This window comes from Pseudomonas sp. B21-017 (assembly GCF_024749245.1).
Taxonomy (GTDB): Bacteria; Pseudomonadota; Gammaproteobacteria; order Pseudomonadales; family Pseudomonadaceae; genus Aquipseudomonas.
The window spans coordinates 6,137,863-6,158,289 of sequence record NZ_CP087194.1 but is presented as its reverse complement, the minus strand read 5'-3'; the positions used below and the strand labels follow the sequence as shown (position 1 = coordinate 6,158,289).

At 61.5% G+C, this 20,427-nt stretch carries 17 protein-coding genes; 12 read left to right on the top strand and 5 right to left on the bottom strand.

The window, feature by feature from the left end; genetic code table 11:
* Positions 1–40 precede the first annotated feature (40 nt).
* Together lgt and LOY28_RS28060 are read left to right on the top strand one after the other, a co-directional pair.
* Positions 41–853: a prolipoprotein diacylglyceryl transferase gene (gene lgt / locus LOY28_RS28065; RefSeq protein ID WP_064621002.1), complete on the top strand. Its 813-nt coding sequence runs from the start codon at positions 41–43 to the stop codon at positions 851–853.
* A gap of 64 nt (positions 854–917) precedes the next feature.
* Complete coding sequence (locus tag LOY28_RS28060) at positions 918–1,889, top strand: thymidylate synthase (protein ID WP_258612808.1); 972 nt, start codon at positions 918–920, stop codon at positions 1,887–1,889.
* A gap of 93 nt (positions 1,890–1,982) precedes the next feature.
* Here LOY28_RS28060 and cadR read toward each other — a convergent pair whose 3' ends face one another.
* Positions 1,983–2,432 (bottom strand): Cd(II)/Pb(II)-responsive transcriptional regulator, encoded by a 450-nt coding sequence (cadR, locus tag LOY28_RS28055; RefSeq protein WP_258612807.1) that lies wholly within the window; start codon positions 2,430–2,432, stop codon positions 1,983–1,985.
* 84 nt (positions 2,433–2,516) lie between these two features.
* On the opposite strand from cadR, the gene LOY28_RS28050 reads away from it, so the two are divergent.
* The 8 genes from LOY28_RS28050 (at position 2,517) to LOY28_RS28015 (ending at position 12,148) form a co-directional block, all read left to right on the top strand.
* The gene (locus tag LOY28_RS28050; RefSeq protein WP_258612806.1) at positions 2,517–4,829 is read left to right on the top strand and encodes a heavy metal translocating P-type ATPase; all 2,313 of its coding nucleotides are present in this window, start codon (positions 2,517–2,519) and stop codon (positions 4,827–4,829) included.
* A gap of 16 nt (positions 4,830–4,845) precedes the next feature.
* Positions 4,846–5,709: a LysR family transcriptional regulator gene (locus tag LOY28_RS28045; protein ID WP_018928662.1), complete on the top strand. Its 864-nt coding sequence runs from the start codon at positions 4,846–4,848 to the stop codon at positions 5,707–5,709.
* A 227-nt stretch (positions 5,710–5,936) separates the two neighbouring features.
* Positions 5,937–7,013, top strand: coding sequence for a putative 2-aminoethylphosphonate ABC transporter ATP-binding protein (locus LOY28_RS28040; RefSeq protein WP_064620994.1), 1,077 nt, complete (start codon positions 5,937–5,939; stop codon positions 7,011–7,013).
* Complete coding sequence (locus tag LOY28_RS28035) at positions 7,013–8,737, top strand: putative 2-aminoethylphosphonate ABC transporter permease subunit (RefSeq protein ID WP_258612805.1); 1,725 nt, start codon at positions 7,013–7,015, stop codon at positions 8,735–8,737. Before LOY28_RS28040 ends, LOY28_RS28035 begins: the two co-directional genes overlap by 1 nt.
* Positions 8,738–8,769: 32 nt before the next feature.
* Entirely contained in the window at positions 8,770–9,795 is a 1,026-nt protein-coding gene (locus LOY28_RS28030) for a putative 2-aminoethylphosphonate ABC transporter substrate-binding protein (RefSeq protein WP_064620991.1), read from the top strand.
* 142 nt (positions 9,796–9,937) lie between these two features.
* Complete coding sequence (locus LOY28_RS28025) at positions 9,938–11,071, top strand: TIGR03364 family FAD-dependent oxidoreductase (RefSeq protein ID WP_258612804.1); 1,134 nt, start codon at positions 9,938–9,940, stop codon at positions 11,069–11,071.
* Positions 11,071–11,637, top strand: coding sequence for a phosphonate degradation HD-domain oxygenase (locus LOY28_RS28020; RefSeq protein WP_258612803.1), 567 nt, complete (start codon positions 11,071–11,073; stop codon positions 11,635–11,637). The genes LOY28_RS28025 and LOY28_RS28020 overlap by 1 nt, the downstream gene beginning before the upstream one ends.
* Positions 11,638–11,722: 85 nt before the next feature.
* Positions 11,723–12,148 (top strand): hypothetical protein, encoded by a 426-nt coding sequence (locus LOY28_RS28015; RefSeq protein ID WP_258612802.1) that lies wholly within the window; start codon positions 11,723–11,725, stop codon positions 12,146–12,148.
* A gap of 10 nt (positions 12,149–12,158) precedes the next feature.
* On the opposite strand, the gene LOY28_RS28010 is transcribed toward LOY28_RS28015, so the two are convergent.
* Positions 12,159–13,535 carry a GTPase/DUF3482 domain-containing protein gene (locus LOY28_RS28010; protein WP_096479415.1) on the bottom strand — a complete coding sequence of 459 codons (1,377 nt, stop codon included), beginning with the start codon at positions 13,533–13,535 and terminating at the stop codon, positions 12,159–12,161.
* Positions 13,528–14,907 (bottom strand): DUF2868 domain-containing protein, encoded by a 1,380-nt coding sequence (locus tag LOY28_RS28005; protein WP_258612801.1) that lies wholly within the window; start codon positions 14,905–14,907, stop codon positions 13,528–13,530. Before LOY28_RS28005 ends, LOY28_RS28010 begins: the two co-directional genes overlap by 8 nt.
* 85 nt (positions 14,908–14,992) lie before the next feature.
* Here LOY28_RS28005 and LOY28_RS28000 point away from each other — a divergent pair, with 85 nt between their 5' ends.
* Positions 14,993–15,505 carry a dihydrofolate reductase gene (locus tag LOY28_RS28000; RefSeq protein WP_064620984.1) on the top strand — a complete coding sequence of 171 codons (513 nt, stop codon included), beginning with the start codon at positions 14,993–14,995 and terminating at the stop codon, positions 15,503–15,505.
* Between the two features lie 44 nt (positions 15,506–15,549).
* Here LOY28_RS28000 and LOY28_RS27995 read toward each other — a convergent pair whose 3' ends face one another.
* Positions 15,550–16,941: an L-cystine transporter gene (locus LOY28_RS27995; RefSeq protein WP_204124801.1), complete on the bottom strand. Its 1,392-nt coding sequence runs from the start codon at positions 16,939–16,941 to the stop codon at positions 15,550–15,552.
* Positions 16,942–17,180: 239 nt separating this feature from the next.
* On the opposite strand from LOY28_RS27995, the gene LOY28_RS27990 reads away from it, so the two are divergent.
* Complete coding sequence (locus tag LOY28_RS27990; RefSeq protein ID WP_018928673.1) at positions 17,181–18,248, top strand: hypothetical protein; 1,068 nt, start codon at positions 17,181–17,183, stop codon at positions 18,246–18,248.
* A 92-nt stretch (positions 18,249–18,340) separates the two neighbouring features.
* Here LOY28_RS27990 and ilvD read toward each other — a convergent pair whose 3' ends face one another.
* Positions 18,341–20,182: a dihydroxy-acid dehydratase gene (gene ilvD / locus LOY28_RS27985; protein WP_018928674.1), complete on the bottom strand. Its 1,842-nt coding sequence runs from the start codon at positions 20,180–20,182 to the stop codon at positions 18,341–18,343.
* Positions 20,183–20,427 lie beyond the last annotated feature (245 nt).

Here is a 20,427-nt window from a genome sequence, read left to right as displayed (position 1 = left end):
CCGGGAATTTTGAAGGTTTCAACTCTAACGAGGAGTCGCAATGCTGCCTTACCCGCAGATCGACCCGGTGGCCCTGGCCATCGGTCCGCTGAAAATCCACTGGTACGGCCTGATGTATCTGGTCGGCATCGGCGGCGCGTGGCTGCTGGCGTCCCGTCGGCTGAACCGCTTCGACCCGACCTGGACCAAGGAGAAACTCTCCGACATGGTGTTCTGGATGTCGATGGGCGTCATCGTCGGCGGCCGCCTGGGTTATGTGCTGTTTTATGATCTGAGCGCTTACCTGGCCAACCCGATGTTGATCTTCGAAGTGTGGAAGGGCGGCATGTCGTTCCACGGTGGCTTCATCGGTGTGATGCTCGCAGCGTTGTGGTTTGGTAAAAAGAACAACAAGTCGTTCTTCCAGCTGATGGACTTCGTCGCGCCGATGGTGCCGATCGGCCTGGGTGCCGGTCGCATCGGTAACTTCATCAACGCCGAGTTGTGGGGCAAGCCGACCGACGTGCCGTGGGCGATGATCTTCCCGCCGTTCAGCGACCCGGCGCAGTTGCCGCGTCACCCGTCGCAGCTGTACCAGTTTGCGCTGGAAGGTGTGGCGCTGTTCCTGATCCTCTGGCTGTTCTCGCGCAAGCCACGGCCGACCATGGCGGTGTCCGGGATGTTTGCGCTGTTCTATGGCATTTTCCGTTTCATCGTCGAGTTCGTCCGCGTTCCGGATGCGCAACTGGGCTATCTGGCGTGGAACTGGCTGACCATGGGCCAGGTGCTGTGCGTACCGATGATCGTCGGCGGTCTATTCCTGATCTGGCTGGCTTATCGACGCGCCCCGGCGGCCCCCGCAGCGGCTGTATAAGCAGCTGGCGCAAAAAATTCGAACCCCGGGGCGACGGCTCCGGGTTCAAGGACACAGGTAATTCATGAAGCAATATCTCGATCTGGTCGCCCACGTCATCAAGAACGGCACCAAACAGGCCAACCGCACCGGCGTGAACACCATCAGCTTTCCGGGTGCGATGCTGCGCTTCGATTTGCAGGAAGGTTTCCCGGCGATCACCACCCGCAAGATGGCCTTCAAGTCGGCCATCGGCGAGATGTGCGGTTTTCTGCGCGGGGTGAACAACGCCGCTGAATTCCGTGCGCTGGGTTGCAAGGTCTGGGACCAGAACGCCAACGAAAACGCCCAGTGGCTGGCCAACCCGTTCCGTCAGGGCGAAGACGACCTCGGCGAGATCTACGGCGTGCAATGGCGCAAATGGCCGGCGTACAAGCAGATCCCGGTCAGCAACCAGGCCGCCATCGAGCAGACCCTGAGCCAGGGCTATCGGCAAATCGCCGAAGGCGAAGAAGACGGCCAGGCGTATGTGGTGCTGTACAAGGCGATCGACCAGATCCGCCAGTGCGTCGACACCATCATCAAGGACCCGGGCAGCCGTCGCATCCTGTTCCACGGCTGGAACGTTGCGCAGCTCGATGAAATGGCCCTGCCGCCGTGCCACTTGCTGTACCAATTCCACCCGAATGTCGAGACCAGGGAAATCTCCCTGACCCTCTACATCCGCTCCAACGACCTGGGCCTGGGCACTCCGTTCAACCTCACCGAAGGCGCTGCGCTGCTGAGCCTGGTCGGTCGCCTGACCGGTTACACGCCGCGCTGGTTCACCTATTTCATCGGTGATGCCCACGTCTACGAAAACCACCTGGACATGCTCAACGAACAGCTCAAGCGCGAGCCGTTCGCCATGCCGAAGCTGAAGATCTCCGATCGCGTGCCGGAGTTCGCCAAGACCGGTGTGTATCAGCCGGAGTGGCTGGAGCTGATCGAGCCAAGTGATTTCTCGCTCGAAGGCTATGAGCACCACGCTCCGATGACGGCGCCGATGGCGGTCTGAGTCTGGCACCGCTTCGCGGTGTTCGCGGGCAAGCCTCGCTCCTACAGGTTCACACGATACCTGTAGGAGCGAGGCTTGCCCGCGAAGGCATTCTTAATGCCCATGGCTTCGGCCGACATGGGAATGCTCAACCTCCGTCGCCACAACCCCGCCACTCACCTCCAGCCGCTGCAAAATCCCGCACTGATCGATATCCGGCCCTTCGCCGCAGCGTTGGCGCAGGTCGAGCAGTTGTGTCTGCAACGCCAGCAAGCCGTCGATTCGTGCTTTCACATGATGGATATGTTCGTCGATCAACGCGTTGACGTTTTCGCATTGATCCTGCGGGCTGTCGCGCAGGGCCAGCAGGCTGCGGATTTCCTCCAGGGTCATGTCGAGGGTCCGGCAGTTGCGGATGAAGGTCAGGCGTTCGGCGTGGGCCTGGGTGTAGACGCGGTAATTGCCGTCGCTGCGGGCCGGTTCCGGCAGCAGGTGTTCGCGCTCGTAGTAGCGGATGGTTTCCACGGCGCAATCGGTGAGTTTCGCCAGTTCTCCTATCTTCATCGCGTCGATCTCCAAAAGGGTGCTTGACCCTATAGTGGCTACAGGGTCTTTACTTGGCAACAGGCACCTTCATGGACGCGACCAATGAGCGATTCTCTTCACACCCACAAACCCGAGGCTGATCACGATCACGATCACGATCACGATCACGATCACGATCACGATCACAGCCACAAACTGCAGCCTGTGCCCCAGCATGCCCATGGTAGCCATGATCATGGCGGCCACGGCGATTCCTGCTGTTCCTCCAAAGCGGCGCCATCGCTGATCAAGTTGAGCGAGACACCGACCGCCGGCGCGCGGTTGAGCAGCTTCCGCATCGAGGCCATGGACTGCCCGACCGAACAGACGCTGATCCAGAACAAACTCGGCAAGCTTGCGGGCGTGCAGCAACTGGAGTTCAACCTGATCAACCGGGTGCTGGGCGTAACCCATGACCTGCCAACCAACGCGCCGATCATAGAGGCGATCAAGTCACTCGGCATGCACGCCGAGCCGTTGGAACAAGGCGTCGAAGCGCCAATACCTGTGCCAGAGAAAAAACCTTGGTGGCCATTGGCGCTGTCCGGTGTTGGCGCGCTGGCGGCTGAAGTGATCCACTTCACTAACGCTGCGCCCAATTGGGTGGTGGCGGTGATTGCGCTGATCTCAATTCTCAGTGGCGGCCTGGGTACCTATAAAAAGGGCTGGATCGCCCTGAAAAACCTCAACCTGAACATCAACGCGCTGATGAGCATCGCGGTGACCGGTGCGGTCCTGATCGGCCAGTGGCCGGAAGCGGCAATGGTGATGTTCCTGTTCACCGTCGCCGAGTTGATCGAAGCCAGGTCCCTGGACCGGGCGCGCAACGCCATTGGCGGACTGATGCAGATGGCGCCCGAGCAAGCCACGGTGCAGCAAGCCGATGGCAGTTGGGTCGCACAACCGGTGAAAAACATCGAACTGGGCGCACGGGTGCGGGTGCGTCCCGGCGAGCGTATCGGTCTGGACGGCGAAGTGCTGTCCGGCAGCTCGACCATCAACCAGGCGCCGATCACCGGTGAAAGCCTGCCGGTCGAAAAAACCATTGGCGACAAAGTGTTCGCCGGCACCATCAACCAGTCCGGCTCGCTGGAATACACCGTGACCGCAGCGGCCGATCACTCGACCCTCGCGCGGATCATCCACGCCGTCGAACAGGCCCAGGGCGCGCGGGCGCCGACCCAGCGTTTCGTCGACAGCTTTTCGAAAATCTACACACCGGCGGTGTTCATCCTGGCCCTCGCCGTGGCGGTGATCCCGCCGCTGTTCATGGATGCGCTGTGGTTCGACTGGATCTATCGGGCGCTGGTGTTGCTGGTGGTCGCCTGCCCATGCGCCTTGGTGATTTCCACCCCGGTGACCATCGTCAGCGGCCTCGCGGCAGCGGCGCGCAAAGGGATTCTGGTCAAGGGCGGCGTCTACCTGGAGCACGGCTACAAACTCGACTACCTGGCCCTCGACAAGACCGGCACCCTCACGCATGGCAAACCGGTGCAGACCGACTATTTGTCCCTCGACCCGACCGCCGATCAAACAGCCCCGGCCCTTGCGGCGGCGCTGGCTGGTCGCTCGGATCACCCGGTGTCGCTGGCCATCGCCAACGCGGCAGTTGTGGATAACCAGCGCGCGCCGCTGACTGTGGATAACTTCCACGCCCTGGAGGGGCGAGGTGTGCGCGGCGAGATCAATGGTGAGCTCTACCACTTGGGCAATCACCGTCTGGTGGAAGATCTGGGGCTGTGTTCTCCAGCGTTGGAAGAGCAGCTGTTTGCGCTGGAGAAACAGGGCAAGTCGGTGGTGCTGTTGCTCGACAAGTCGGGTCCGCTGGCCTTGTTTGCCGTCGCGGACACCGTGAAAGCGACCAGTCGCGAAGCGATCCAGCAGTTGCATGAACTGGGCATCAAAACCCTGATGCTGACCGGTGACAACGTTCACACCGCTGAGGTCATCGCCGCCCATGTGGGCATCGATCAGGCGCAAGGCGATCTGTTGCCGAGCGAGAAGCTGCAGGCCATCGAAACGCTGTATGCCCAGGGCTATCGCGTGGGGATGGTCGGCGACGGCATCAACGACGCTCCTGCACTGGCGCGGGCCGAGATCGGTTTCGCCATGGCGGCCGCCGGGACCGACACCGCCATCGAAACCGCCGATGTCGCCCTGATGGACGATGATCTGCGCAAGATCCCGGCCTTCATCAGCCTGTCGCGGCAGACCTCCAATATCCTCAAACAGAACATTGCCCTGGCATTGGTCATCAAAGCGATCTTTCTTGGGGTAACCTTCGCCGGGATCGCCACCATGTGGATGGCGGTGTTCGCCGACATGGGCGTGAGCCTGCTGGTGGTGTTCAACGGTTTGCGCCTGTTGCGCAAATAGACGATGAGGGACGGGTGTGCTGAGTGCCGAGCTGAAGGCGTTTTACATGGTGGCCCGGCTGGGCAGCATTACCCTGGCGGCGAAAAAGCTCGGCCTGAGCCAACCGACGGTGACGACCCAGATCCGGCACCTGGAAAGCCAGTATTCGGTTGAGCTGTTCTACCGTGGCGGCCGCCGCCTCAGCGTCAGCGACGAAGGTGCGCGGCTGTTGCCGATGGTCAAGGCACTGCTGCAGCAGGAAGCCGATATCGAGTTCTTCCTGCGTAACAGCGGTCAGGTCCAGGGCACGTTGCGCATCGCCGCCACGGCGCCGTATTACATCCTCGATCTGGTGAAGACCTTTCGCGAGCGCTTGCCGCAGGTGGAGGTGTCGGTGGAAATCGGCAACTCCCAGCAGGTGCTCGAAGCGCTGGAGGATTACCGGGTCGATGTTGCCGCGTCCTCGCAGTTGCTCGACGATGCGCGGTTGATTCGCCGGGTGCTCGGCAGCGATCCGCTGGTGTTGGCGGTGCATCGAAATCATCCGCTGGCGGTGCATGACCATGTGCCGCTCAGTGCGTTGGCTGGGCATACCTTGTTGATGCGCGAGTCGGGCTCGACCACCCGGCGCTTGACCGAAGAGTTGCTGGCCAGTGCCGGGGTGAGTTTCGGGCCGCTGCTGGAGATTGGCAGCCGTGAGTCGATCCGTGAAGCGGTGCTGCGCAACATCGGCATCAGCATCATCGCGCGGCAGGAAGTGCCGCACGATCCGCAATTGCGGGTGCTGACCCTCGAGAATGCGCCGCAGATTCCCGAGTACCTGTACTGCCTCAAGGAGCGAAAAGGCGCCCGGCTGCCGGCGGCGTTTCTCGGACTGGCGCAGGAAATGGCCCCGGCGTAGATCTCTGTGGCGAGGGAGCTTGCTCCCGCTGGACTGCGCAGCAGGCCCATTTTCTGGGGCCGCTTCGCAACCCAGCGGGAGCAAGCTCCCTCGCCACAGGTTATTCACTGTTCGCTCCATCCAACTAAAATCCTTGAATACCACTATCGGCCGTTTTTGCCTCGTTGCCACATGACGGACGCATTGCAAACCTAGGATGGCCCTCATCTGCTTGATGAGGCCTGTCCATGAACCACTCGATCGCAACTGCCCTGACCAACCCCGGCGCGCCGATGAAAGTGCGCGGCGTGCAGAAGCGCTTCGGTGCGTTCACCGCGCTGGATAACGTTTCCCTCGACGTGGCAGCCGGTGAACTGGTGTGTCTGCTGGGGCCGTCGGGTTGCGGCAAGACCACCTTGCTGCGTTGCATCGCCGGCCTTGAGCGCCAGGACAGCGGCGAGTTATACCTCGGTGATCGCGACGTTTCCCACCTGGCGCCTCAGGCCCGGGACTACGGCATTCTCTTCCAGTCCTATGCGCTGTTTCCCAATCTCACCGTCGAAGCGAACATCGCCTACGGCCTCGCCGGCAGCGGTCGCGATGAGGTGCGCAAGCGTGTCGGTCAGATGCTGGAGCTGGTTGGCCTCACCGGCAGCGAGAAAAAATACCCCGGCCAGTTGTCCGGCGGACAGCAGCAACGCGTAGCGCTGGCCCGGGCTCTGGCGCCGGCCCCTTCCTTGTTGCTGCTGGACGAACCGATGTCGGCGCTCGATGCCCGGGTCCGCGAGCATCTGTGCACCGAGTTGCGCCAATTGCAGCGCAACCTCGGCATCACCACCCTGATGGTCACGCACAATCAGGACGAAGCCATGCTGATGGCCGACCGCATCGCCGTGATGAATAACGGCAAGGTCGAGCAGTACGCCACACCGCAGGACATCTACGACCGCCCGGCCACACCGTTTGTGGCGGAGTTCGTCGGTCAGGGCAACTGGCTGCCGTTCCGCCGTAGCAGCGACAGTCATGCCCTGGTCGGCGGGATGCACATGCGCCTGGCCGAAGGCAGTGCGAAAACCGCGTCGGGCCGCTTGTTCTGCCGCCCCGAAGCGATCAACGTCAACCCGCTGGTGCATGAAGAAAACCTGTTCCCGGCCAAGGTTCGCGAAATCACTTTCCTCGGCAATCGTTGCCGCATGAGCTTCGAACTCGATCAGCTGCCGGGTCATGCATTGCTGGCGGAACTGGCGCCGGAAGCGATGCCGCGTCTCGGTGCGCAGCAGATCATGGTCGCCTTGCCGCCGCGTAGCCTGCAGGTGTTCGCCTGATGAGCGCGAACGTCGCGCTGCCGATACCGCACAAGCAGGTTCGGCAGGCCTCCCGTGCCGAGATCGGCGACCGGCTGTTCGTGGTCGGCGGCAAGCTGCTGTTGTTGGTGTTGCTCTGTGTGGCAGTGTTGATGCCGTTACTGGCGATCTTCTGGCGCGGGTTCAGTTCGCAGGCCGGGCAGGGCGGTGGTCTGGTGGCTGCCGGTGAATTGCTGACCGGTGCGAATTTCCATTGGTTGCTGGGTAACAGCCTGAAGGTTTCCCTCAGCGTGGCGGCGATTGTCGTACCGTTGGCCTACCTGTTTGCCTACGCCCTGCAACGCACGTTGATTCCCGGCAAAGGTATCTGGCGCGGCATGTCGCTGCTGCCGTTGATGGCGCCGTCGATGTTGCCGGGGATTGCGCTGGTTTATCTGTTCGGTAATCAGGGCCTGTTGCGCGGTCTGTTCTCGGACAATATCTACGGTTTCTGGGGCATTGTGCTCGGCGAGGTCATCTACACCTTCCCGCACGCCTTGATGATTTTGCTGTCAGCGCTGTCCCTGGCGGATGCGCGACTGTTCGATGCCGCCTCCAGCATGGGCGCGAGCCCGGCGAAAGCCTTTCGCAGCATCACTTGGCCGGCGACGTGTCAGGCGGTGTTCGCAGCGTTCTGTCTGGTGTTCACCCTGACCATCACCGACTTCGGTGTGCCCGTGGTGGTCGGTGGCGACTATCAGGTATTGGCGCTGGAAGCCTACAAAGCGGTGGTCGGCCAGCAACAATTCGGTCGCGGCGCACTGATCGGCATGGTTCTGCTGCTGCCGGCGCTGTTCAGCTTTGGTGTCGACGCCTGGCTGCGTCGGCGTCATGGCGATTCCATGAGTGGTCGGGCGCAAGTCTTTCAGCCAATGCCGTCGAGGCTGCGCGACGGTTGTTATCTGGCCATCGTGCTGCTGATCTGCGCGGTGTTGCTGCTGGTGTTCGGCATGGCGGTGTACTCATCGCTGGTGAAATTCTGGCCGTACAACCTGTCGCTGTCGCTCAACCATTACCAGTTCAACGATACCGCGGGCGGCGGCTGGCTGGCCTACGGCAACAGCGTGAAGATGGCGTTGTGCACGGCGTTAATCGGCAGCGTGCTGATCTTCACCGGCGCCTACCTGATGGAGAAAACCCGTGGCCAGCGCGGGCTGAATCTGACACTGCGCATGCTCAGTTTCGTACCGATGGCGGTGCCGGGTCTGGTGCTGGGCCTGGGTTACGTCTTCTTCTTCAACCTCAGCGGCAATCCGCTGCATGTGCTCTACGGCAGCATGACGCTGCTGGTGGTTTGCACCATTGCTCACTATTTGACCACTGCGCAAATGACCGCGACCACCGCGCTGCGCCAGCTCGACGCCGAGTTCGAAGCCGCCGCGCTGTCGCTCAAGGCGCCGCTGTATCGGCATTACCTGCGAGTCACCGTGCCGATCTGCCTTCCGGCGTTGCTGGACATCGTGCGCTACCTGTTCGTCTCGGCCATGACCACCGTTTCGGCGGCAATCTTCCTCTACAGCCCTGACACCATCCTCGCGGCGGTGGCGGTGCTGAACATGGACGACGCCGGCAACGTCGGCGGTGCGGCGGCGATGTCGACCCTGATTATGTTCACCTCGGCGGGCGTGTCCCTGCTGCTGGCCTGGGCCTCGCGCGGTTTATTGCGCCGCTCCCAGGCCTGGCGGCAGACCGCGCCCGGTCTTTGATTCACATCTTCAACTCACACAGGAATTGCACCATGTTCAAGCCCTTGGCCCTGGCCGCTGCTGTCCTCACCGCTTTCAGCCTGAACGCCTTCGCTGCGAAAACCGAGTTGACGGTGTACACCGCCCTCGAAGCCGAACAACTGAAAACCTACAAAGAAGCCTTCGAGAAGGCCAACCCGGACGTCGAGATCAAGTGGGTGCGCGACTCCACCGGCATCATCACCGCCAAGCTACTGGCCGAAAAAGCCCGTCCGCAAGCCGACGCAGTGTGGGGCCTGGCGGCATCGAGCCTGGCGATCCTCGATCAACAGGGGATGCTGCAAAGTTATGCGCCTAAAGATCTGGGAAAAATCGGCGGCAACTACCGCGACGCCGCCAACCCACCGGCCTGGGTCGGCATGGATGTGTGGGCGGCGACCATTTGCTTCAACACTGTCGAAGCCGAAAAGCAGGGGCTGAGCAAACCCGTGAGCTGGCAGGACCTGACCAAGCCTGAGTACAAAGGCAAGATCGTCATGCCCAACCCGGCCTCGTCCGGCACCGGTTTCCTCGACGTCAGCGCCTGGCTGCAAACCTTCGGCGAGAAGCAGGGCTGGCAATACATGGACGACCTGCACCAGAACATCGGCCAGTACGTTCACTCCGGTTCCAAGCCGTGCAAGCTCGCCGCTGCCGGTGAGTTCCCGATCGGTATTTCCTTCGAATACCCAGCTGTTCAGCTGAAACGCCAGGGCGCGCCGCTGGACATCATCCTGCCGAAAGAAGGCCTGGGCTGGGAGATCGAAGCGACCGCCGTGATCAAAGGAACCGCGCATGAAGAAGCAGCGAAGAAACTGGCCGACTTCTCCGCAAGCCCGGCGGCGATGGAGCTTTATAAAGAGAACTTTGCGGTGCTCGCGCAACCGGGTATCGCCAAGCCGCAGACCGAATTGCCGGCGGACTATGAGCAGCGCTTGATCAAGAACGACTTTGCCTGGGCCTCGAAGAATCGCGACGAGATCCTGACTGAATGGCGCAAGCGCTATGACGGCAAGTCCGAGAAAGTGGCTGCCAAGTAACTGACTCACACCTTGTGGCGAGGGAGCTTGCTCCCGTTGGACTGCGCAGCAGGCCCCTTCTTTTCAGATAGAGCGGGGGGGGGGGCCGCTACGCGCCCCAGCGGGAGCAAGCTCCCTCGCCACAAAAAGCGGGATTATCTTCATGACACACCACAGCGACATGCTGATCGTCGGCGCCGGCATTCTAGGCCTGTCCCACGCCTATGTCGCCGCCAGGCGCGGCCTCAAGGTCAAAGTCTTCGAGCGCAGCGCCACACCATTGGGCGCATCTGTACGCAACTTCGGTCAAGCACTGGTCACCGGCCAGCCACCAGGGCCGATGCTCGAATTGGCCAGGGCCAGTCGAGAAATCTGGGGCCAATGGGCAGAACTTGCCGGCCTGCACCTCAAGCGCAACGGCTCGTACCTGTTTGCGCGTACCGAAGCGGAAGAACACCTGCTGGAAGCCTTCTGCGCCGGGCGTGCCGTGGAGCACGGTTACCGTGTCGAGCTGTTGCGCGGCAACCCATTGCGGGATTTATACGGCGGTCAATTCAGCCATCACCGCGCCGCGTTGCACGGCATGGACGATCAACAGCTGTATTCCCGCGAGGCGATGCCGGCATTGATCGACTACCTGCGCCGTGAGTGGGGTGTCGAGTTTCACTTCTCCACCCTGGTGCGCGACATCGAGCCGGGCCGCTTGCACAGCACCGCCGGCACCTTCAGCGCCGAGCAGATCATCGTTTGCTCCGGCCACGATTATCAAACTTTGCTGGCCGAGCCGATTGCCGAACTCAACCCGCAAATCTGCCGCCTGCAAATGCTCCGCGCCCGGCCGCAGATCAACCTCAACCTGCAACACGCACTGCTCACCGGTCTGAGTTGCGTGCACTACGGCGCCTTCGCCGATCTGCCGGAAGCTGCGGCGGTACAGGCGCAAATTCTGCGCGAGGCGCCCCATCTGCATGAAAACGGCATTCACCTGCTGATCAGCCCGACACCGTACGGTGAGTTGATCATCGGCGACTCCCACCATTACGGCAGCGATCCATCACCGTTCAATGCCGAACAGGTGGACGACTGGATGCTCGAACTGGCCGAGCAGACGTTGGGCTGCAAAGTGCAAGTGGTCGAGCGCTGGCAGGGTGTTTACGGTTCACGCGGCCCCGGCCCGTTCTCCTTTCTGCGGCCGATGCCGGGTGTGAGCGTGGCGCTGATGCACACCGGTGTCGGCATGAGCGTCGGGCCGGCGTTGGCGGAACGTAATGTCGCCAGCTTATTGGGAGACAGTTGATGGACTGCCATCAGCAAGTGATCGCCGAGGTGTTCGGTCTGTACGAACGGTTTGGCGATAACGACTACATCGGTGAACCGGTGTCGCAGATCGAGCACATGTCGCAAGCGGCCGAACTGGCGATGGCCGAGGGCTTCGATGATGAAGTGGTGCTGGCGGCGTTCTTTCACGACATCGGGCATCTCTGTGCCGAGGGGGCCGAGAGCATGGGTGGCTTCGGGGTGGTCAGCCATGAGCGTTTGGGTGCTGATTATTTGCGTCGGGCCGGTTTCAGCGAACGCATGGCGCGGCTGGTGGAATATCACGTGCAGGCCAAGCGTTATCTGACGCTCAGAGAGCCTGGGTACTACGAGCGTTTGAGTGAAGCCAGTCGGCGGACGCTGGAGTATCAGGGTGGGGTGATGAGTGCTGAAGAGGCTGAGGCTTTTGAGCTCGATCCATTGTGCGAGGTCAGTCTGCGGATGCGTCAGTGGGATGAGTGCGCCAAGGACATGGACGTGCCGGTGATGGACCTCGACGTCTTGAAACGCAAGGCTGCGGGCCTGTTGTCCGGCGTTCTGCGCTGAGTTGTCTGACACACGATAGGGAATCGGTTTATGGATCAACGCGCGTCGAAGCATCAATCTGGCCTTTTCGCAAAGGAGCGCATGGATGCATTTTTTGAAAGTGATTGCACAGGATCAAAGCGGGAAGGGCTCGGCAGATACCGTCGTTTTCCAGTTCTTTGAAGGTGAACAGTTGCAGCGCGAGGCGACGGACGCGGATCGTCAACAGCTCAAGTCGTTTGGCAAAACGTACTTGAAATGCGCCTGGTATAACGCGGATGAAGCTGAGGAGCGGCACTTGCGCATCTTCTCGCAGAATCCATCCGCTGACGGTATGCCTGAGACGGTACGACTGCATTTTCATGACGGACCGAGGATTGCCTACAAGGCTGCGGTCCGCGATCTGGATAACGATGGGGTTTTTGAGTGGGTGTTGAGCTCGGATGTGGACAATGACGGGCGAGCGAACAGGACCGATCGTAGCCGTGTGAAGGCATTGGCCAAAGAGTTTCTGAAACTGGATTGGCGCTGACGATCGTTGGTTAGAGCTGCTGCGCCAACACCTCAACCTGCTCCTGCCGCTCCGCCTGATTCACCTTCGAATGAGGATTGAGCGACGACCACTGCGGATGTGCCCGAGCCTTGTTCAGCGCTTCCGGCAGTTTGCCTTCGCGCCAGGTTTTGTCCTGTGGTGTGGCGACCTGAATGCTGTCCATCGCCGCGTGCCCGCGCTGGTTCAGGGCTTGCAACAGTTGTCGCTGACGCAGGGCCAACAACCGCAGCACGCTGTCGTCGACAGTCAGTTCTCGCTGGCCCTTGATCTTGCCCAGCAGGCGGCTGCCGTAACTGCGGGCGGTTTGCAGGGCGCCGCCGGCAATCGCTCCGGCCAGTGCCGCCGCGCCGAGGGTCAGGCCGCCCACCAGCAAATCGACGCCGGCCCCGGCCGCCGCGCCAGCCGCGATGCCACCGCCGACCCGTACACCGAGTTGTTTCAGGGTTTCCGGGTTGAACAGGTCATCGCCCCAGCGACCATCGAGCAGCGGCAGGTCACTGGCCGCCGCGTCCTGTGGGCGGAAGGCGTAGAGCTTGAGCAAGGCTTCGACGCAACGTTGTTCACGCTGACGCACCGCTTTGCGCAGTTCGCTGATCGCTTGCTGTTCCTGCTCCGCCTCGCTGGCGACACTGCGGCGGCAGGCGGCGCAATCGATCAATAAGTCGGCAATCAACTGCGCTGCACTCTGCTGACGGGCCAGGCGTTGGGCCTGCTGATCGGCGATCAGGCGTTCCAATTGTTCGCGGGAGTTTTCCAGCAGCAGCGCGAGGCTTTCATACAGTCGGCGTTCGCCATCTTCCGGCGGCGCGACGCTGTCGAACCGCACCAAGGCATGCAAGCCCAACCGCGCCAGGGCTTCACGCCAATCCGGTTCGCGCTGCTGGGCGCTGCTGACAAAATTCAGCACTGGCAGCAGCGGTTTGCCGCAACTGGCCAGCACTTGCAGTTCGTCGCGGTACTTGGCCAGCACTGGCTCCCGAGCGTCGATCACATAGAGGCCGGCGTCGGAGGCGAGCAATTGTCGCAACACCTTGGCTTCCTGTTCGAAGCGCTGCCGGGCTTCGCTGCCCTCAAGGAAGCGCGCCAGCCGCGCCGGGCCGTCGAGGCGTTCACCGGGTCGCTCCAGGCGCTCGAGGTAGTCGAGCAGGGCGATGGCATCTTCCAGGCCCGGCGTGTCGAACAGATCGAGCAACGGCTCGCCGTCTACCGACAATCGCGCGCCTTCGACGTGGCGCGTGGTGCTGGGGCGATGGGAGACTTCGCCGAAGCCGACATCCCGCGTCAGCGTTCGCAGTAACGAGGTTTTGCCGACGTTGGTGTGGCCGACCACGGCGAGTTTCAATGGCCGTTTCCAGGCATCAGTCATGACCCGTCTCCAGCCAGCTCAACGGCGCGCAATCGGCGAATGGCAAGTCCAGTTGTTGCAGCGCAACGTGCCAGTCGCCCAGGCGTTCGGCATCCAGCGCTTCGCCGGGCGGCGCTTGCAGCAACCACACGCGGGTGGCGGTGGCGCTGCGAGCCAGTTCGGCAATCAGCGCGAGGCTGCCACGGTCCGGCGAACGCCGTGGATCGCAGGCGATGGCCAGGCGGGCCGGGGGAAAGCGACTCAGCTGTTCAAGCAGTTTGTGCCGGGATTCGCGGCTGTCGAGGATGCCGGCGTCGTTGACGCTTTTCGGCAGCTGCGGTGGCCAGGGGCGTTGATCGTCCAGCTCGATGGCCACCAACAGTGCGCCATCGCTTTGCAGGTCGCTGGCCGCGTTTTCAACCCGGTGAAGTTGCTCAGGCGCGGCATCGCTAATACCCAGGCGTTCGCTGGTGGGCATGAGCCGTTCGCGCAGTTGGGCGTAACCGGGCAGGTTCAAGTCCAGATGCAAGGTTGCCTGGCCGGTTTTCCAGCGCCACCGGCAGAACAATGCGAGCAGCAAACGCGGTAACACGCCGTACACCAGCAGCACGCCCACCAGCCACGCCGCCCAGGCCTGGCGGGCGCTTTCGATGTTCAGCGCGGCATCGCCGCTGGCGCGGATCATCTCCACGCTGGGCACACTGAAACCGAGCAAGGCCGGCAGGGCGCCGAGGGCCTGGGTCATGGCGACGAAGGTGTCGGCGCCGAGAATGGTGGTCTCCCAGACGAAGCCATAGCGCCGGGTCGCCATCAGCGTCAGCAGCATCACCAAGGCACTGAGCATCGCCAACAACCACAAGCCGTTGACCAGCACACCCAGCGCCCACCGATTGAGTTTCTGCCGTTGCAGTAACAGCAGCAGGGCTGGCGCCAGTTGCGCGGCGTTGGCATCGCGGGCGAGTTTTTCACTGAGCCACAACCACAAGCGTCCGAGGGCGGCGCTCTGTTCGCCGGCGAACACCAGGCCCAGGGCCCAGCTCAATAGCAGAATCAGGTTCAGCCCCAGCAGGCTGCCCAAGGCCCAAAACACATTGACCGGGGTCTGGCCGTCGCCCAGCGCGGCAAACGCCAGGCCGGCGCCACTGATCACGGCCAGCACGGCGAGCACGATCAACGCCAGTCGCGCGCCTTGCAGCCAGTGTTTGAGGGCGCGGGTCTGCCCGTCGCGCTCGGCCAGCCACCGGGCGCGGCATTGAATGCGCGTCGGCAGGTCGCCGCCGGCGCTACGGGCGACTCGGTTGGCTTCCAGATCATCCAGGGGGCCGGCGTGTTCTTCACGCAGGCGTATGGTTTCGCTCAGCCAGAGGTTTTGCAGGGGCGTCAGTTCAGTCACGCGGCATCCCGTCGCTTCATTGAGCGATGAGCATAACCGCTGTGACGCTTATCGGGGTAAGGGAGGCTCTGGTATCCTCGCCGGCATGACTAAATCACTCCCCCTCAGCCTGATCGCAGCCCTCGGTGAAAACCGTGTGATCGGCGTCGACAACAGCATGCCCTGGCACTTGCCGGGGGACTTCAAATACTTCAAGGCCACCACCCTCGGCAAGCCGATCATCATGGGGCGCAAGACCTGGGATTCCCTCGGTCGTCCGCTGCCGGGCCGGTTGAACATCGTGGTCAGTCGCCAGGTGGATTTGCAGCTGGAAGGCGCGGAGGTTTATCCGTCACTGGAGGCGGCCGTGGTTCGCGCCGAGGAATGGGCGCTGGAGCAGGGTGCCAATGAGTTGATGTTAATTGGTGGTGCGCAGTTGTATGCGCAAGGTCTGGAGCAGGCCGATCGGCTATACCTGACGCGCGTGGCGCTGAGCCCGGAAGGGGATGCGTGGTTTCCGGAGTTTGATGTGAACCAGTGGAAGCTGGTGTCGAATGTTCCGAATCCGGCAGAAGGCGACAAACCGGCGTATAGCTTTGAGGTTTGGGAGAAGGCCTGAGCGCATCGCGGGCAAGCCCGCGATAGCGATCCATCAGGCGCCAATCAAGCCTGAGCCAACGCCCCATGCTCATCCGCATCCAACAGCGCTTTATCCGTCTGCTGCATGATCTGGCTGGTGATCGCCCCGGCGGTGATCGAGCCACTGACGTTCAACGCCGTGCGACCCATGTCGATCAGCGGTTCAACGGAAATCAGCAACGCCACCAGTGACACCGGCAAGCCCATGGCCGGCAACACGATCAGCGCGGCGAAGGTTGCACCGCCACCAACCCCGGCCACCCCGGCCGAACTCAGCGTCACAATCGCCACCAACGTCGCGATCCACAAAGGGTCCAGCGGGTTGATGCCCACGGTTGGCGCAACCATCACCGCCAGCATTGCCGGGTACAGACCGGCACAGCCGTTCTGGCCAATGGTCGCGCCAAACGAGGCAGCGAAACTGGCGATGGACTGTGGAATACCCAAACGGCTGGTCTGGGCTTCGATGCTCAGCGGAATGGTGGCGGCGCTGGAGCGGCTGGTGAAGGCGAACGTCAGCACTGGCCAGATCTTGCGGAAGAAGCGCAACGGGTTGATCCCGGCGGCCGACACCAGCACGCCATGGATCACAAACATCAGGCCCAGGCCGATGTACGACACCACCACGAAACTGCCGAGCTTGATGATGTCTTGCAGGTTGGAGCCGGCGACCACTTTGGTCATCAGCGCCAACACGCCGTATGGGGTCAGCTTCATCACCAGGCGCACCAGACGCATCACCCAGGCTTGCAGGGTGTCGATGGCGTTGATCACTTTCTGACCTTTCTCGACATCATCCTTGAGCAGTTGCAGCGCCGCGACCCCAAGGAATGCGGCGAAGATCACCACACTGATGATCGACGTCGGTTTGGCGCGAGCGAGGTCGGCGAACGGGTTCTGCGGGATGAACGACAACAACAGTTGCGGCACATTCAGGTCGGCGACCTTGCCCGCATAGTCGGTCTGGATGGTTTGCAGACGAGCCATTTCCTGGGTGCCGGCGACCAGGCCTTCAGCCGTGAGACCGAACAGGTTGGTCAGGCCGATACCGATCAGCGCCGCGATGGCGGTGGTGAACAGCAGCGTGCCGATGGTCAGGAAACTGATCTTGCCCAGCGACGAAGCGTTGTGCAGACGGGCCACGGCACTGAGGATCGAGGCGAACACCAGCGGGATCACGATCATTTGCAGCAACTGCACATAACCGTTGCCCACCAGATCGAACCAGCCGATCGAGGCTTTCAGCACCGGGTTGCCCGCACCATAAATCGTGTGCAGGGCGACACCGAATACCACGCCCAGTACCAGCGCCAGCAGCACTTTCTTGGCCAGGCTCCAGGTGGTGTGACGGGTTTGCGCCAAGCCGAAAAGCAAGGCGAGGAACACCAGCAGATTGAGAATCAGCGGCAGATTCATAGAGGCTCCATAGACTTGTGCCAGCCACCTTCGTGTGTGACTGCGAACCGGTAAGCCTAACAGCTTGATATGTAATGATTTAATATCAAAAACAGCGGTCAACTGTCGTTTTTGGAATAAGCCAATGCCGCTATAAGGAATGCCGCTGACGGAATCAGGATGCAAGCGGTCGCGGGCAGGCGAGGACTGTCACACAGATTTGTTAGCGTCGATCTCTTTGAACCAGGGGAGAAACGCCGATGAAGCTTGCACCGAAATTTCTTGCTGCTGCACTTGGATTGGGTTTGAGTCTTGGCCTTGCCGGCCAGGCGTTCGCTACCGACCTGAAGCACTGGCCAGCGGATCAGGCCAAGGCGCTGGACGCGATGATCGCGGCCAATGCCAACAAGGGTAACTTCGCGGTGTTCGACATGGATAACACCAGTTACCGCTACGACCTCGAAGAGTCATTGTTGCCGTTCATGGAAAACAAGGGCCTGATCACCCGCGAGAGCCTCGACCCCTCGCTGAAACTGATCCCGTTCAAAGACACCGCCGACCACAAGGAGAGCCTGTTCAGCTACTACTATCGTCTCTGCGAAATCGACGACATGGTCTGCTATCCATGGGTCGCCCAAGTGTTTTCCGGCTTCACGCTTCAAGAGCTCAAGGGCTACGTCGATGAGCTGATGGCGTCTGGCAAACCGGTGCCGAGCACTTATTACGACGGCGATGTGGTCAAGACCATCGACGTCCAGCCGCCGAAAGTCTTCACCGGCCAGGCCGAGCTCTACAACAAGCTGATGGAAAATGGCATTGAGGTCTACGTGATGACCGCTGCCTCCGAAGAATTGGTGCGCATGGTCGCTGCCGATCCGAAGTACGGCTACAACGTCAAACCGCAGAACGTGATCGGTGTGACCACGATGCTCAAGGACCGCAAGACTGGTGAACTGACCACGGCGCGTAAGCAGATCACTGCGGGCAAGTATGACGAGAAGGCCAACCTTGGCCTCGAGTTGACCCCGTACCTGTGGACTCCGGCAACCTGGATGGCCGGCAAGCAAGCGGCGATCCTGACCTACATCGATGAATGGAAAAAACCGGTCCTGGTGGGTGGTGATACGCCGAGCAGCGACGGTTACATGCTGTTCCACAGCGTCGACGTGTCCAAGGGCGGCATCCATTTGTGGGTCAACCGCAAAGACAAGTACATGACCCAGATTAACGGCATGATGGCCAAGCACGCAGCGGCCCAGGCGAAAGAAGGGTTGGCGGTGACGGCGGACAAGAACTGGGTGATCGTCAAGCCGGAAGAGATTCAATAAGCGCTGTGATCTCGTTCCCACGCTCTGCGTGGGAACGATCAAAAAAAATGCCCCGCACTTGGCGGGGCATTTTTTTGTTCGACGGTTAAGTATTACAGCCCGTCGAGCATCGCTTTGTTACGCACGGCACCCTTGTCGGCGCTGGTCGCCAACAGGGCATAGGCTTTTAGAGCGGTGGTCACTTTACGTGGACGCTTTTCCACCGGCTTCCAGCCTTTCTTGTCCTGCTCGACCCGGCGCGCGGCTAGTTCTTCGTCGCTGACCAACAGGTTGATCGAGCGGTTCGGAATGTCGATCAGGACCTTGTCGCCGTCCTGCACCAGACCGATCGCGCCACCGGCAGCGGCTTCTGGTGAAGCGTGGCCGATGGACAGGCCCGAAGTGCCGCCGGAGAAACGGCCGTCGGTCAGCAGGGCGCAGGCTTTGCCCAGGCCTTTGGATTTCAGGTAAGAGGTCGGGTAGAGCATTTCCTGCATGCCCGGGCCGCCTTTCGGGCCTTCATAACGAATGATCACGATGTCGCCAGCCTTCACTTCGTCGGCGAGGATGCCGCGTACGGCGCTGTCCTGGCTTTCGAAGATCTTCGCGTTGCCTTCGAAGACGTGGATCGACTCGTCGACACCGGCGGTTTTCACCACGCAACCGTCCAGCGCGATGTTGCCGTACAGAACGGCCAGGCCGCCTTCTTTCGAGTAAGCGTGTTCGACACTGCGGATGCAGCCGTTTTCACGGTCGTCGTCCAGGGTTTCCCAGCGGGTCGACTGGCTGAACGCGGTTTGCGTCGGGATGCCCGCAGGGCCAGCCTTGAAGAAGTGATGCACCGCTTCGTCGTTGGTCTGGGTGATGTCCCACTTGGCGATACCTTCGGCCATGGTCTTGCTGTGTACGGTCGGCAGGTCGGTGTGCAACAGGCCGCCACGGGCCAGGGAGCCGAGGATGCTGAAGATCCCGCCGGCACGGTGCACGTCTTCCATGTGGTATTTCTGGATGTTCGGCGCGACCTTGCACAGTTGCGGTACATGGCGGGAGAGGCGGTCGATGTCGCGCAGGTCGAAATCGATCTCGGCTTCCTGGGCCGCGGCCAGCAAGTGCAGGATGGTGTTGGTGGAACCGCCCATGGCGATGTCCAGGGTCATGGCGTTTTCGAACGCCTTGAAGTTGGCAATGTTGCGCGGCAACACCGACTCGTCGTTCTCGCCGTAGTAACGCTTGCACAGCTCGACGATGGTGCGGCCGGCTTGCAGGAACAGCTGTTCGCGGTCGCTGTGGGTGGCCAGGGTCGAACCGTTGCCCGGCAATGCGAGACCCAGGGCTTCGGTCAGGCAGTTCATCGAGTTGGCGGTGAACATGCCGGAGCAGGAACCGCAAGTAGGGCAGGCGCTACGCTCGTACTCGGCGACCTTCTCGTCAGAGGCGCTGGAGTCGGCGGCGATCACCATGGCGTCGACCAGGTCGAGACCGTGGCTGGCCAGTTTGGTCTTGCCGGCTTCCATCGGGCCGCCGGACACGAAGATTACCGGGATGTTCAGGCGCAAGGCGGCCATCAACATGCCAGGGGTGATCTTGTCGCAGTTGGAAATGCAGACAATGGCGTCGGCGCAGTGGGCGTTGACCATGTATTCGACGGAGTCGGCGATGATCTCGCGGCTCGGCAGCGAATAGAGCATGCCGTCGTGGCCCATGGCGATGCCGTCATCCACGGCGATGGTGTTGAATTCTTTGGCTACGCCGCCGGCCCGTTCGATTTCACGTGCGACCAGTTGACCCAGATCCTTCAGGTGCACATGGCCCGGTACGAATTGGGTAAAGGAGTTGGCAATGGCGATGATCGGCTTCTTGAAGTCGTCATCTTTCATCCCCGTGGCGCGCCACAGTGCGCGAGCACCGGCCATGTTGCGACCGTGGGTGGATGTTTTCGAGCGGTAATCAGGCATGGAGCACTCCGGGCGGCAAATCAGGTATCAAAAGGGAAGTGAGCTTCTATTGACGTCTGGAACACTCAGAAATGGCCGTGTGTCCGGAAGTTGCCGATAACTTTGCGGGATCGCCGCGCGCTTCAGCTTGAGCTCATAAACCCGCCGGGGGATGACTGGCGATGAATCTCGCGATTCTACACCGCTGGCGTCAGGAGGGAATGCCGGAAAACGTTGATCCAGTGCTGACGGGGCGTGTGGGATGA